This window comes from Skermanella stibiiresistens SB22 (assembly GCF_000576635.1).
In the GTDB taxonomy this organism is placed as follows: Bacteria; Pseudomonadota; Alphaproteobacteria; order Azospirillales; family Azospirillaceae; genus Skermanella; species Skermanella stibiiresistens.
In genome coordinates, this window is sequence record NZ_AVFL01000024.1 from 14535 (window position 1) to 29601 (window position 15067).

Sequence of the window (15067 nt, forward strand, 5' to 3'; positions counted from 1 at the left end):
TGAACGCTACGCCACCGGCAAGCCGCGGTGCCTCAGCAGCGCGTCGGTCTCGGGTTCGCGGCCGCGGAAGGCGACGTAGAGTTCCATCGGGTCGCGGGTGTCGCCCGCCTCGTAGATGTCCTTCAGCTTCGCGGCCAGACGCGGGTCGAAGATGTCGCCGGCTTCCTTGAAGGCGTCGAAGCCGTCGGCGTCCAGCACCTCCGACCACATGTACGAGTAATAGCCGGCCGCGTAGCCGCCCGAGAACAGGTGCTTGAAGTGGGGCAGGCGGTGCATCAGCCCGACCTCCTTCGGCATTCCCAGCCGGTCCAGCACATCGCGCTCGAACGCCTCCGGGTCCAGGTTGTCCGGGTTGGTCTGGGAGTGGATCTCCATGTCGATCAGCGCCGAGCCGGTATAGGCCACGGTGTTGAAGCCCTGGCCGAACTTCCGGGCCTCCAGCAGACGGCCCAGCAGCTCCTCCGGGATCGGTTCGCCGGTCTGGAAATGGGTGGCGTAGACCCGCAGCGTTTCCGGCGCGGTCAGCCAGTGCTCGTAGACCTGGGATGGGAACTCGACGAAGTCACGCCGCACCGAGGTGCCGGACTGCGACGGATAGCGCGCCTTGCTCAGCAATCCATGCAGCGCGTGGCCGAACTCGTGGAACAACGTCTCCGCGTCGTTGAAGGTCAGCAGGGACGGGCTGCTCTTGGCGAAGTTGCTGTTGTTGACGATGATCGGCGTGATCTCCGTCTCGTATGATTCGCCGTCGCGGTAGCTGCTCATCCAGGCGCCCGACCGCTTGGAGGCGCGCGCGAAGTTGTCCTGGATGAACAACCCGACATGCCGCCCGGTCCCGGTCTCGCGCACCTCGTAGACATGGGCGTCGGGATGATAGACCGGCAGGTCGTCGCGCGCGACGAAGCTGACGCCGAACAGCTTGGTCGCCGTGTCGAACGCGGCCTGGACCATGTTCTCCAGCAGGAAGTACGGCTTGACCTCGCCGTCGTCCAGGTCGTACCGGGCCTTGCGGACCCGCTCGGCGTAGAAGCGCCAGTCCCAGGCCTCGATCCCGCCGTCGAACCCGGCGGCCTCGGCCTCGGCCTGGATCACGCCGCGCTCGGCGATGGCCTGGACGCGGGCGGGCTCCCAAACCTTGTTCAGCAGCGACAGCACGGCGGTGGGGGTCTTCGCCATGGTGTCGTCGAGCTTGTAGTCCGCGTATGTCGGGTAGCCCAGCATGCGGGCCTGCTCGGTGCGCAGCGCCACGATCTCGCGGATCAGGTCGCGGTTGTCGGTTTCGCCCGCGTTGGCGCCCCGGCTGGTCCAGGCGCGTTGCGCCTTCTCCCGCAGGTCGCGCCGGGTCGAGAAGGTCAGGAACGGCTCGACCGACGAGCGCAGCAGGGTGATGACGTACTTGCCCTCCAGCCCCCGCTCCGCCGCGGCCTGCGCCGCCGCCTCGCGCACATAGCCCGGCAAGCCGTCGAGGTCGGTCTCCTCCAGCACCAGCTGCCACGCCTGCTCGTCGGCCTGGACATGCTGGCCGAACAGCGTCGTCAGCGTCGCCAGCCGCTCGGAGGTCTCCGCCATGCGCGCCTTGGCCGCCGGATCGAGGGCGGCGCCACTGCGCACGAAGCCGAGATGGCTACGCTCCAGCAGGCGCATTTGGTCGGGCTCCAAACCCAGGGTGTCGCGCCGGGCATGAAGGTCGGCGACCCGCTCGAACAGCACGGGGTTCAGCGAGATCTTGGAATTGTATTGCGACAGCTTGGGGCTGAAATCGCGGGCGATCGCTTCCAGCGCGTCGTTTGTGTCGCTGGAGTTGAGGTTGAAGAACACGGAGCAAACCCGGTTCAGCAGCCGCCCGGCCGCTTCCATGGCCTCGATCGTGTTGGCGAAAGTCGGAGGCTCGGACGAATTGGCGATGGCCTCGAACTCGGCCAAGCCCTCCTCCATGCCCCGCTCCAGCGCCGCCGGAATATGCTCGGGCTTGATCAAGTCGAAGGGGGGAAAACCGAACTCGTTGGTCCACGGCGAGAAGAAGGGATTTTCGGCGGACATCAAGGCCTCGTGAGGAAACGGATGCCGGATGATACTCCCTTCCGGCGGCGACCTCAAATCATGGGGACCACGCTCATGTTCTGTTGCCCCTGGACGGATCGGGCGTTCGGCCATATCTTCGGGAACACAACAATTTGGAGCGCTCCCGCGCCTCTCGGGCGGGGAACACGATGAATATCCTTCCAAGCGCTCCCAAGCGACCGATCCACCAATCCCAAATCATTCCGTGCCGGCCCAAACGCCGCTGGTTGACCGCCAGCGGCGTTTGGCTTTGGCGCATTCCTCCATGACCAACAGGACCCACCATGTTTGAAATCGTCATCATCGTCGCGCTGACATTGCTGAACGGAGTGTTCGCCATGTCCGAGCTCGCGGTGGTGTCGTCCCGCAAGGCCCGACTCCAGGGCATGGCGGACCAGGGCGTTCACGGCGCCCGCGCGGCACTCAGGCTGATCGACGACCCCAGCCGCTTCCTCAGCACGGTCCAGATCGGCATCACCATGGTCGGTGTCGTCGCCGGCGCCTATGGCGGCGCCACGCTGGGAGCGCGGTTCGGAACGTGGCTGGACGGCTTCGGCGCGCTGGGCGGCTATGGCGCCGCGATCGGCTACGTGAGCGTCATCGTCGCGATCACCTATCTGTCGATCGTGCTGGGCGAACTGATCCCCAAGCGCATCGCCTTGCGGGCGCCCGAGCGGACCGCCGCGATCATCGCCGGTCCCATGAGGACGCTGTCGCGCGTCACCGCGCCGTTCGTCTGGTTGCTGGGGACCACGACCGATCTGCTGCTCCGTCTCCTCGGGCTCCAAGGCGGCCGGGAGGAGACCGTGACCGAGGATGAGATCCGCTCCATGATCACCGAAGGCACGGAGACCGGCGTCTTCGATCCCCGCGAGAAGGAGATGATCGACGGCGTGCTCCGCTTGGCCGACCGGACGGTGCGGACCATCATGACTCCTCGGCCCGACGTCGTGTGGCTCGATGTCGGCGACAGCCAAGCGGACGTGATCAACGAGATCCGCACCTCGGGCCACTCGCGCTTCCCGGTCTGCCGGGGCGAGCTCGACGAGATCGTCGGCGTCATCCACAACAAGGACCTGCTCGAACTGGCGTTCCAAGGCAAGCCGGTCGACCTCGCGGCGGCGGCGGCGAAGCCTCTGGTCGTCCACGACGGCACCGCGATCCTGAAGCTGCTCGACATGATGAAGCGATCGGGCCTGCATCTGGCGATCGTCGTGGACGAGTATGGCAGCGTCGAGGGCTTGGTGACCATCACCGACATCCTGGAGACGATCGCCGGCGACCTGCCGGAGCCGGGCGAGGACGAGGAACCGGACGCGGTCCGGCGCCAGGATGGCTCGTGGCTGGTCAACGGCTCCATGCCGGTCGATGAATTCGAGGATGTGATCGGCATCCGCGGCTTGAAGGACGCTGGCGACTATCACACGATCGCCGGCTTCGCCCTGCATGGCATCGGGCATGTGCCGCGCGCGGGCGAGACGTTCGAGCACAACGGCGTCCGTTTCGAGATCCTGGACATGGACGGGCGCCGGATCGACAAGATCCTGGTCGTGCCGCCCACTCCGGCCGTCGAGACGGAAGTGGATTGATCGATGCTCTCCGCCCTGTCCGGCGTGGTGTCCGGAGCATTGCCCGAGCCGGTGATCGCCAGCCTGATCGCCGGTCTCGCCACAGGCGTGGGGGCACTTCCGGTGCTGCTGGTCCCGCGGATCTCGGAACGCCTCCAGGATACGCTGCTGGGGTTCTCGGCGGGCATCATGCTCGCGGCCAGTTTCTTCTCCCTGATCATCCCGGCATTGGCCGAAGCGGAAGCCCTTTATGGCAGCCCGCTGAACGGAGCGTCGGCGGTGGTCGCGGCGCTGCTGATCGGCGCCGCGGGGCTATGGTCGTTCGAATACATCACGCCGCACCTTCATTTCACCGACGCCGCGGGCCGGAAGGACCCGGTGGCCCTGCCGCTGATCGCCATCGCGATCACCCTCCACAACATCCCCGAAGGCTTGGCGGTCGGCGTCGGCTATGGCGCGATGGATGGTTCCGTCGGCGCCAACCTCGCGATCGCGATCGGCATCCAGAACATGCCGGAGGGCTTGGCCGTGGCCGTCTCCCTGATCGCGCTGGGCTGGCAGCGGTCGACCGCCTTGCTGGTGGCCTTCGGGACTGGGCTGGTCGAGCCGATCGGAGCCCTGATCGGGGTCACCGCCGTCGGGATGGCCGCCACCCTACTGCCTTGGGGGCTGGGCATCGCGGCTGGCGCCATGATCTTCGTGATCAGCCACGAGATCATCCCCGAGACCCATCGCAAGGGTCATGAGAACTCCGCCACCACGGGCCTGCTGGTCGGCCTGGGCGGCATGGTCCTGATCAGCGCGGCACTCGGCTGATCCAACACCGCGTCGCCGCTGGTTCCCACCGGTTCTCAGGCGACGCGGTTGAACGGCTCCGGCCCCTCCGTGCCGCCCCACAGCTCGCCCTTCTCCAGGTCGAACCACCAGCCGTGGAGTTCCAGGTTACCGGCCTCGACGCGCTCGCGGACCCAGGGAAAGGTCATCAGGTTGCCCAGCGACACCTTCAGCGCGGCGTGCTCCATCAGGCGGACGCCTTCCGGGCTGCTCAGGTCGTGCGGGTGGGCGCAGCGGCAGGCCGACTCCGCGATCGACACCCACTGAGCGATGAACTCGCGGTCCGATCCACCGCCCATGGCGGTGTGGCGCAGCGCCTCCATGCCGCCGCAGCGGGAGTGGCCCAGGATGACGATATGACTGACCTTGAGGTCGCGGACGGCGAATTCCAAGGCGGCGCTGGTGCCGTGATACTGGCCGTCGGGCTGGTAGGGCGGGATCAGGTTGGCGACGTTCCGGACGACGAACAACTCACCTGGCCGCGCGCTCAGCAGCAGTGCCGGATCGACCCGCGAGTCCGAGCACGCGATCATCAGCACCTCGGGCGATTGGCCCTGGCTGACCAGCTGCTCGTAAAGCTCCGGTCGGTGTTCGAAGTTCGAGACGCGAAAGGCCCTGAACCCGGCGACCAGCCGATCGATGGAAGACATGCTCGTTCTCTCCACGGTAGCGGAAGGAGCGGTGCTCCGACGCATCATCCGGGACCCGTCACCGCCATGCCCGCGTCGGCAAGCAAGCGGCGCGCCAAGCCCCGGCCGCGTCACGCGACGCGGCGGGCAGGTGATGCCTCGGATTGGCGGGTCCAGGCAAGCCCATTCTTTGATCATGCGCGCGCCTCATTGTCGCAAACGCGTGCAATTCGATGTCTCTCGATTAGCGTTCCCAGGATCGCCGTCAGCTCCGCTGGCCGTTCCGCCGCGACAGCAGATTGGCGACCAGCCCGGTCCACCCGGTCTGGTGCGAAGCACCCAGCCCGGCGCCGGTGTCGCCGTGGAAATACTCGTGGAACCAGACATGGTCGACGAAGGCGGGATCGGCTTGTAGCACCTCGCGGTCGCCGTGGATCGGCCGCCGGCCTTCCGCGTCCTTCAGGAACAGCCGCGTCAGCCGGTCGGACACCTCGCCGGCGACCTGTTTCAATGTCATCAGCGTGCCCGATCCGGTCGGGCACTCGACCAGGAAGTCGTCGCCGTAGTAGTGGTGGAACCGCTCCAGCGCCTCGACCAGCAGGTAGTTCATCGGGAACCAGACGGGTCCGCGCCAGTTCGAATTGCCGCCGAACATGTAGGTCTGGCTCTCGCCCGGCTCGTAGCCGACGCTGATCCGCTGGTGCTCGGTTTCGAACACATAGGGTTCCTTGGCGTGCGCCCGCGACATCGACCGGATGCCGTGGTCCGACAGGAACTCCTCCGGGTCCAGCATCCGGACCAGCAGCCGCTTGACCCGGTGGCCGCGCAGCAGCGACAGCAGCCGGCGCTCGCCGACGCCCGGCTCGTCCCAGCGCGACACCAGGCTGGCCAGATCGGTGCGCCGGTTGAGGAACAGGTCCAGCCGGCGGGCGAAGCGGGGCAGGCGGCGCAGCAGGTCGGGTTCGATCGTCTCGACCGCGAACAGCGGCGTCAGTCCGACCATGGAGCGCAGCTTCAACTCGTGCATGGTGCCGTCGGGCAGGTTCAGGACATCGTGGAAGAACTTGTCGCTCTCGCTCCACAATCCGATGCCGCGCTCGCCGATGTTGTTCAGCGCCTGGGCGATGTACAGGAAGTGCTCGAAGAACTTGCTGGCGATGTCCTCGAAGACATCGTCCTCCAGCGCCAACTCCAAGGCGATCCGCATCATCTTCAGCGCGAACATCGCCATCCAGGCGGTGCCGTCGGCCTGATCCAGGAAGCCCCCGGTCGGCAGCGGCCGGCTGCGGTCGAACACGCCGATATTATCCAGCCCCAGGAACCCGCCCTGGAAGACGTTGCGGCCCTGCGCGTCCTTGCGGTTGACCCACCACGCGAAGTTCAGCATCAACTTGTGGAAGATCCGCTCCAGGAAAACGCGGTCGCCCCGGCCGCCATTTGCCTGCCGCTCGATCTCGAACACGCGCCAAGCCGCCCAGGCGTGGACGGGAGGGTTGACGTCGCCGAAGGCCCATTCATAGGCCGGGATCTGCCCGTTCGGGTGCATGTAGTCTTCGGAGGTCAGCAGCAGCAACTGGTGCTTGGCGAAGGCCGGATCGATCAGCGCCAGGGGAACGCAGTGGAACGCCAGGTCCCAGGCCGCGAACCATGGGTACTCCCACTTGTCGGGCATCGAGATGATGTCCTCGGCCGACAGGTGGCGCCAATCGGCGTTGCGGCCCTGCTTCCGTTGCGGCGGGGGTGGCGGCATGGTCGGGTCGCCGCGCAGCCATCTGTAGACGTCGAACTTGTAGAACTGCTTGTTCCAGATCATCCCGGCGAAGGCTTGGCGCTGGACCGACCGCGCGTCGGCGTCCTCCAGGCCGCGCTGGATCACCTCGTAGAAACGGTCGGCCTCGGCCCGGCGCAGATCGACCAGCGAGTCGAATCCGGTGAAGGGCGGCAGGATCGGCTGGCCCCGCACCAGCCGGGTGCGGACCACCCAGCTCTCCCCCGGCGCCAGCGTCCGGATGTGCCAGGCGCCGACCTTGGTCGCGGGACCGTTGAACCTGATGGCGCCGCGCCGCTCGTGGACGATCCTCTCGTGCAGCCCGTCCTTGAAGACGCCGTTGCCGGGCGACAGGCCGAAGGTGTTCGGGTTGCTCTCGTTCTCACAGAAGAGCAATTCCGCGTCGACCTCGACGTGGAACGTGTGGCGGCCCAGCATCCTGTGGTCCGCCGCCACGCAGCGCGGCCCGTCCAGCGCCATGCTCGGCTTGGGATGGCCGTCGCGCCAGGACCAGTGATTGGCGAACCACATCTGGGGCAACATGTGCAGCCGGGCGGGTTCCGGCCCGCGGTTGACCGCCGTGATCCGCATCAGGATATCGGCCTCGTCGGCCTTGGCGTATTCCACGAAAACGTCGAAATAGCGGTTTTCGTCGAGGATGCCGGTATCCAGCAGCTCGAATTCGCCCTCCGACCGGGGGCGGCCCCGATTGGCGGCGCGCAGCTGGTCATAGGGAAACTCCCGCTGCGGGTACTTGTAGAGCATCCGCAGATAGGAATGCGTCGGTACCGCGTCGAGGTGCCAGTACAGCTCCTTGACGTCCTCGCCGTGGCTGCCCTCCGGCCCGGACAGGCCGAACAAGCGTTCCTTCAGGATCGGATCGACGCCGTTCCACAAACCCAGTCCCAGGCACAGGCGCTGCGTCGAATCACAGAAACCGGCCAGCCCATCCTCGCCCCAGCGGTACGCCCGCGAGCACGCCTGCTCGTAGGTCAGGTGATTCCACGCCTCGCCGTCGGCGCTGTAGTCCTCACGCACCGTGCCCCATTGCCGGTCACTCAGATAGGGTCCCCAGAGCTGCCAATCACGGAGACCTTGCGCCTGCTCCTTGAGCCGAAGGCGCTCTGGGTCCAACGCGTGGGTGCCAAAGGCTGCCGTCATCGCCTCTATTTCCTCGTGTCTCACGGTCGCTCACCCACGGAGAGGCCAACCATTGAATGAAAATACGCAAGAAGCGCGCCATGGCCGGGCCGGCGGGAGTAAATCCGCCGCCGGCTGTTGTCATCGGTGAAAGGTCGCGGCCTCCGACAGCCGAAGCCTCAACACTCAGACAAGGGGGAACACGGGAGATGAAGCGTATCGTACTGCTGGGACTGCTGCTGACGGGAACACTCTTTTCATCAACCACCATCCCATCGGTGACCCTCGCCCAGACGGCCGCCGCCCCATCAGCCACCAGCGGCCCGTCGCAGCTTAGCTACACGCAGCCGCTATCCCCCCAGGCGCAGAAGGAGATCCAGCGACGCCTGAAGGAGTTGGGCTCCTATACCGGAGCCGTGGACGGTATCTGGGGGCGCGATAGCCAGGAGGCCCTGGAGAACTTCCAGCGGAGCCGGAGCCTGCAAGTCACCAGCGGCCTCAATCAGGCGACGCTCGCGACCATGGGCATCAAGCCGGTCGATCTGTTGGATCTCGGCGGCGAGGCTGGCGTGGCGGCCCTGCCGTCGGAGGTTCAAGGCAGGGCCTTGACCAGGGATGCCGCCCGCACCGTCCAAGGCCGCCTGAAGCAGCTTGGCATCTACGCCGGCGAGACGGACGGGCTCTGGGGCGAGAGCACGCAAGCCGCCCTGGAGCGTTTCCAGCGCGACAGGGGGCTCCAAGTGACCGGGACGGTCAACCCGAACACGCTGACGACCATGGGGCTGGACAGCCAAGTCGTCATGGCGGGAACGCGCTGACCGTCACCGGCTTCCGAAAGCCTTCAGCCGCGGCCGACGAACGGCATCTTGGTCGCCATCACCGTCATGAACAGCACGTTGGCGTCCAACGGCAGGCTCGCCATGTGAACGACCGAACTGGCGACATGGCGCGGGTCCATCCGGGGTTCCGCCGCCATGGAGCCGTCGGCCTGGAGCACGCCCGCCGTCATCCGCTCGGTCATGTCGGTCGCGGCGTTGCCGATGTCGACCTGACCGCAGGCGATGTCGTATTTCCTGCCGTCCAGCGCCGTCGACTTGGTCAGGCCCGAGATGGCGTGCTTGGTCGCCGTGTAGGGAGCCGAGTTCGGCCGCGGCGTGGTGGCGGAGATCGACCCGTTGTTGATGATCCTGCCGCCGCGCGGGTCCTGGTCCTTCATCAGCCGGAACGCCCCTTGGGTGCACAGGAACGCGCCGGTCAGGTTGACGTCCACCACCTTCTTCCACTGGTCGAAGGTCAGTTCCTCCAGCGGTATGGCGGGTGCGCCACTGCCGGCGTTGTTGAACAGCACGTCGAGCCGGCCGAATGTCTCCTTGGTCCGGGCGAACAGCGCGTCGACCGAGGCCGGGTCGCCGATATCGGTCGGCACGGCCAAGGTCCGCTTGCCGAACTTGGCGCCAAGCTCCGCCGTTTCCTCCAGCGGTTCCTGGCGACGCCCGGCCAGCACGACCGAATATCCGGCCTCGAGCAGGGCCAGCGCCACCGCCCTGCCGATGCCCGTTCCAGCCCCTGTGACCAATGCGATTTTTTCGATGGAAGCCATATCCGTCGATTTCCTCCCCTGATGTTTCGAGCCCTGATGCTTGGAGCTTGAATTGCCCCTTCATCAAGCATGCTACATCAGGGATGGCAACCTTGACAGGACGAGGACCGATCCGATGCGTGCTTCGCACCTCCTGACGTTGTCTTGCCTGCTCCTGGTGGGGTGCTCCGACGTCCCGGATCAGGATTGGGGATATGGCACCGGCGGGCCCGCCGACTTGGAATGGGAACGTCGGTCCATCCTGATCGATCTGGCGCGGACATGTCGGGAGGGTGATCGCCAAGCCTGCGACACCCTCGATCGGGCGATCGAGGAACGGCGACGCCAAGACAGGTATTCGGGACCGCTGCCATCCCTGTCGGAGCGAAACCTCGATCAGCGGAGACGCGACCAGGAGAGATATGAGGAGAAGTCGAGGCGCCAGCGGCAGTTGCCCAACGACCTGTCGCGATAGTGAGGGCCGGCATCGCATGAGCCTTGACACACCCCACCCTGCGACCTAGCTAAGGCCGCTCTACCGAATCCGGGCCCCTCTGGCAGGTGGGTCGCCACCTGTGATGTCGGATTCCTTCATCTGCTCTTGCACCGACGGGTGTGACCGCATCTGGAGGGACCGATGGAAACATCGCCTCTTTTATGGATAGGCTTCAACGCCTTCGTCCTCGTTCTGCTTGCCCTCGATCTGGGCGTCTTCAATAAAAAACCACATGCCATCACGGTCCGCGAAGCGCTCATCGCCAGCGGGTGCTACATCTCCCTGGCCTTCGCCTTCAACGCCGGCATTTATTGGTTTATGGGAACCGAGAAGGGGCTGGAGTTCACCACCGGCTACCTGATCGAATGGAGTCTCTCGGTCGATAACATCTTCGTCATGGCCATGATATTCGGCCATTTCGCGGTCCCGCGGCAGTTCCAGCACCGCGTCCTGTTCTGGGGCATCCTGGGCGCCCTGGTCATGCGGGCGGCGCTGATCTTCGCCGGCACGGCGTTGATCCATCAGTTCCATTGGACGATCTACGTGTTCGGCGCTTTCCTGCTGTTCACCGGCGTCAAGATGTTCTTCTCCTCCGACGAGGAGCAGGACCTGGAGAGCAATCGCATCGTGCGCTTCGTCAAGTCGCGCGTCCGCATGACCGAGACCTACGAGGGCACGGCGTTCTTCGTGCGCCGCAACGGCTTGCTGCTGGCGACGCCGATGCTGCTCGTGCTGGTGATGATCGAGGCGACCGACCTGATGTTCGCGCTCGACAGCGTGCCCGCGATCTTCGCGGTCACCGACGATCCGTTCATCGTCTACACCTCCAACGTCTTCGCCATCCTGGGCCTGCGGTCGCTCTACTTCGCCCTGGCCGGCATCATCCACCGTTTCAGCTATTTGAAATACGGATTGTCGCTGGTGCTGGTGTTCATTGGCACGAAGATGATGCTGATCGACATCTGGAAGGTCCCGACCGCGCTGGCGCTGGGCGTCACCGCCGGACTGATCGTCGGCTCGATCGTGCTGTCGCTGATCAAGACCCGGAACGACCCCGCGCCCGAGGAGGACGCGCTGGCGGACCACGCGCCCACCGACTATGCCAAGGATCGGGCTGGCGAAGGCCGGGAAGCCACCCAGTCGTCTTGACCGACCGCCAATGGTCGTTGTGCGGGACGGTTTGGAGCCCTATGGTCGCATACGCTGATATGGTGTGTGCGTCCATGATCCAACCGACCCGTCCGCGACCCGTTCCGCCCCGCCGCGATCCCTCCGTCTCCGACCAGACCGCCGGATCGACCGCCGGATGATGATCGCGCCGGAGGGGGATCAGCCGGCTTTCCTATCGGGCGGCGGCGAGATGGGCGCCCGGATGCGCGCCCATGATTGGTCGGCATCCCCGCTGGGAATCCCGCGGGACTGGCCGGTGGCGCTGCGGACCGCCATCGGGATCACGCTGAACTCGCGCCACCCGATGTATGTGGCGTGGGGGCCCGATCTCCTCTTCTTCCACAACGACAGCTACATTCCCCTGCTCGGCGCCAAACACCCGGCCGAACTGGGGCAGCCGTTCCAGCGGCTATGGGCGGAGATCTGGGATGATCTCCGCCTCCTGACCGAGCGCGCCCTGGCGGGGGAGGCGATCTGGTTCGAGGATTTCCACCTCTCCATGAGCCGCAACGGGGTGATCGAGGATACCTGGTTCACCTTCTCCTTCTCGCCGCTGCGGGACGAGGGGGGAGAGGTGGCCGGTTTTCTCTGCGCCTGCATGGAGACGACGCGTGAGGTCCTGGCGCGGCGGCGCCTGACCCTGCAACTGGATCTCGCCGAACGGCTCCGCACGCTGGACACCTCCGGCGACATCGCCCTGGTCGCGGCGGAGACCTTGGGACGGCACTTCAAGGCGGCCCGAGCGGGCTATGGCGAGATCGACCGCGACGGGCTGACGGTCTCGATCGAACGCGATTGGACCGATGGCAGGTTGCCTGGCTTGGCCGGGCGCTCCTTTCCGCTCGATCTGTTCGGAAGCGCCGTGGTGGCGTGCCTCCAGGGCGGGCGGACGCTGTTGATCAACGATGTCGGGACCGACCCGCGCCTGTCCGGCGTCCCGTTCTCCTTGGAGATCGCCGCGCGGGCGGTGCTGGCCGTGCCTCTGATCAAGTCGGGGCGGCTCGCCGCCATCCTCTACCTGCACGAACCGATGCCGCGCCAGTGGACCGACGCCGACGCCGAACTGGCTGGCGGCGTGGTCGAGAGGACTTGGGAGGCGATCGAGCGGGCGCGCGCCGTCGCGGCCCTGAACCTCCAGCGGGCCGAGGAGAGCGAGCGTCTCCGCCGCCTGTTCGAACAGGCGCCCAGCTTCATGGCGGTGCTGCGCGAACCGGGCCACGTCCACGAACTGGCCAACGCCACCTACCGGCGCTTGGTCGGCGACCGCGACATCATCGGTCTGCCGATCCGGCAAGCCATGCCGGAATTGGCGGAGCAGGGGATCGTCCAACTGTTGGACCGGGTCCACGCGACCGGTCGCCCCCATGTCGGCGGGGCGGTCCGCCTGCTGTTCCAGCGGAGCGGCGACGCCACGCGGTCGGCGGCGCTGGAGGAACGGTTCGTCGATCTCGTGTTCCAGCCGATCACGCGGGGTGACGGGACGACGGCGGGCATCTTCATCGACGGCAACGACGTCACCGATCTGGTTCGGGCGCGGGAGCGGTCGGCTTGTCTGGTCGAGTTGGGCGACCGGTTGCGCGATCTCAATGACACCGGCGCCATAGCGCGGACGGCGGCGGAGATCCTGGGACGGACGCTGGGCGTCCCACGCGCCGGCTACGGCAAGGTCGACCCCACCGGACGCACCGTGACGATCGAGCGGGATTGGACCGACGGGAGGGTGGCGAGTGTCGCCGGCCTTCATCATTTTCGCGACTACGGGGACTTCGTCGACGCGTTGCGTCACGGCGAGACCGTCGTCATCCCCGACGTGACGACCGATCCCCACACCGCCGGTAAAGCCGATTTGCTGAACTCGCTCGACGTCGCGGCGCTGGTCAACGTGCCGATCATGGAGGATGGCCGCCTCTCGGCGTTGCTCTACCTGCACGACGTGACGCCGCGCGACTGGTCCGACGACGAGTTGAGCCTGATCCGCGATGTAGCCGACCGCACCTGGGCCGCCGCCGAGCGCGCCCGCTCCGAGGCGGCGCTCCGACAGTTCAACCGCACGCTGGAACAGCAGGTCGCGGAGCGGACCCGCGACCGCGACCGGATGTGGCGCCTGTCGACCGATGTGATGCTGGTCGCCCGCTTCGACGGCACCGTGGTCGCCGTCAATCCCGCCTGGACGACGCTGCTGGGCTGGAGCGAGGCCGAATTGCTGGCCGGCTCCTTCCTCGACCTGGTCCATCCCGACGATCGCGCCACCACGGAGGCCGAGGCTGGCAACTTGGCGAAGGGGCTGGTCACGTTGCGGTTCGAGAACCGCTACCGTCACAAGGATGGCTCCTATCGGGTGATCTCATGGACGGCGGTTCCCGACGAGAACCACATCCACGCCGTCGGCCGCGACATGACGGCGGAACGGGAAGCGGTGCAGGCCTTGCGCGCCGCCGAGGACGCGTTGCGGCAATCGCAGAAGATGGAGGCGGTCGGCCAGTTGACCGGCGGCGTCGCCCACGACTTCAACAACCTGCTCCAGGCGATCCTGGGCAATCTCGACATGCTGCGCGACAAGGTCGCCGATCGCCCCGACCTGTCGCGTCATGTCGACTTCGCGATCCAGGCTGGCGACAGGGCGGCGACACTGACCCAACGGCTGCTGGCCTTCGCGCGCCGTCAACCCCTGGCGCCGACCAGCCTCAATCTCAACACGCTGGTCGGCGACATGCGGGAGCTGATCCAGCGTTCCGTCGGCGAGGCGATCGTGTTGAGAACTGTGCTGGCGGGCGGCCTCTGGCGCGTTTGGGCCGACGCCAACCAGGTCGAGAATGGCCTTCTCAACCTCGTCATCAACGCCCGCGACGCCATGCCCGCGGGGGGGCGCCTGACCATCGAGACGTGCAACGCCAGCTTGGACGGCCGCTACATCGCGACCGAGTTCGGCCTTCAGCCGGGAGAGTACGCCTGCCTCAGCGTCACCGACACGGGCGCGGGAATGCCGCGCGATGTCGTGGACAGGGCCTTCGAGCCGTTCTTCACCACCAAGCCGATCGGGCAGGGCACCGGGTTGGGACTGAGTCAACTCTATGGTTTCGCCCGCCAGTCTGGCGGCCACGCGGCGATCTACTCCGAGGAGGGCAAAGGCACGACGGTCAAGCTGTACCTGCCGCGCCACGCCGACGCGCCCCCGCCCGAGCCGGAGACGACACCCGCCCCGGCGCCCCCGGAGCCGAAAACCGTCGGCAAGGGCGAGACCATCCTCGTGCTCGAGGACGAGGGACTGGTGAGGATGTTGCTGGTCCAGTCGCTGGAGAAGCGCGGCTACCGCGTGATCGAGACCTACGATCCCGAGGACGCCGTCAAGGTCCTGGAATCCGGCGACAGGATCGACCTGCTGGCGACCGATGTGGGCTTGCCCGGCATGAACGGCCGTCAAGTCGCCGAGATCGCCCGCCGGCACCGTCCCGACCTGCCGATCCTGTTCCTGACCGGCTACGCCCACAACGCCGCCCTGGACGACGACACACTCGGCCCCCGCACCCAGGTGCTGAGCAAACCCTTCAACATCCGCGTCCTGCTGGCGAAGATCGCCGCCATGCTGGCGAGCGCCGGGTAACTTTTCCCGAAACCATCCAGTGGCATGGTGGCCGGAGCCGTAGGTCGGGTAGAGCGCAGCGGCACCCGACAAGCAGGCGAGTTGGTGTCGGGTGCCGCTGCGCTCTACCCGACCTACGGTTGAATGACTTGTGGGCTAGTTGCAATCGCGGCAGATCGGCGCCCCGCGCTGGTCGCAACTCTAGCCGGCGGACGGCCTCGTTCCCGCCGCGAACTTCGGAA

Annotated in this window: 10 protein-coding genes; 6 read left to right on the forward strand and 4 right to left on the reverse strand. The window is 66.5% G+C overall.

The window, feature by feature from the left end; all coding sequences use genetic code 11:
* Positions 1 to 6 precede the first annotated feature (6 nt).
* The gene (locus tag N825_RS25710; protein WP_037458419.1) at positions 7 to 2040 is read right to left on the reverse strand and encodes a M3 family metallopeptidase; all 2034 of its coding nucleotides are present in this window, start codon (positions 2038 to 2040) and stop codon (positions 7 to 9) included.
* 305 nt (positions 2041 to 2345) lie between these two features.
* On the opposite strand from N825_RS25710, the gene N825_RS25715 reads away from it, so the two are divergent.
* A complete protein-coding gene (locus N825_RS25715) occupies positions 2346 to 3650 on the forward strand; it encodes a hemolysin family protein (protein WP_037458422.1) in 1305 nt (434 codons plus the stop codon).
* Between the two features lie 3 nt (positions 3651 to 3653).
* Positions 3654 to 4445: a ZIP family metal transporter gene (locus N825_RS25720; protein WP_051513094.1), complete on the forward strand. Its 792-nt coding sequence runs from the start codon at positions 3654 to 3656 to the stop codon at positions 4443 to 4445.
* Between the two features lie 35 nt (positions 4446 to 4480).
* On the opposite strand, the gene N825_RS25725 is transcribed toward N825_RS25720, so the two are convergent.
* Positions 4481 to 5113: a carbonic anhydrase gene (locus tag N825_RS25725; protein WP_051513095.1), complete on the reverse strand. Its 633-nt coding sequence runs from the start codon at positions 5111 to 5113 to the stop codon at positions 4481 to 4483.
* A gap of 244 nt (positions 5114 to 5357) precedes the next feature.
* Positions 5358 to 8021, reverse strand: a complete 2664-nt coding sequence (locus tag N825_RS25730; RefSeq protein ID WP_037458425.1) for an MGH1-like glycoside hydrolase domain-containing protein — start codon at positions 8019 to 8021, stop codon at positions 5358 to 5360.
* 188 nt (positions 8022 to 8209) lie between these two features.
* On the opposite strand from N825_RS25730, the gene N825_RS25735 reads away from it, so the two are divergent.
* A complete protein-coding gene (locus N825_RS25735) occupies positions 8210 to 8818 on the forward strand; it encodes a peptidoglycan-binding domain-containing protein (protein ID WP_198038900.1) in 609 nt (202 codons plus the stop codon).
* Between the two features lie 23 nt (positions 8819 to 8841).
* On the opposite strand, the gene N825_RS25740 is transcribed toward N825_RS25735, so the two are convergent.
* Positions 8842 to 9600, reverse strand: a complete 759-nt coding sequence (locus N825_RS25740) for an SDR family oxidoreductase (RefSeq protein ID WP_037458429.1) — start codon at positions 9598 to 9600, stop codon at positions 8842 to 8844.
* A gap of 115 nt (positions 9601 to 9715) precedes the next feature.
* On the opposite strand from N825_RS25740, the gene N825_RS25745 reads away from it, so the two are divergent.
* The 3 genes from N825_RS25745 to N825_RS36930 all read left to right on the forward strand — a co-directional run bounded on the left by N825_RS25745 (position 9716) and on the right by N825_RS36930 (position 14846).
* Entirely contained in the window at positions 9716 to 10054 is a 339-nt protein-coding gene (locus N825_RS25745; RefSeq protein WP_157619540.1) for a hypothetical protein, read from the forward strand.
* A 162-nt stretch (positions 10055 to 10216) separates the two neighbouring features.
* Entirely contained in the window at positions 10217 to 11224 is a 1008-nt protein-coding gene (locus tag N825_RS25750) for a TerC family protein (RefSeq protein ID WP_037458434.1), read from the forward strand.
* A 157-nt stretch (positions 11225 to 11381) separates the two neighbouring features.
* The gene (locus N825_RS36930; RefSeq protein ID WP_051513097.1) at positions 11382 to 14846 is read left to right on the forward strand and encodes a GAF domain-containing protein; all 3465 of its coding nucleotides are present in this window, start codon (positions 11382 to 11384) and stop codon (positions 14844 to 14846) included.
* Positions 14847 to 15067 lie beyond the last annotated feature (221 nt).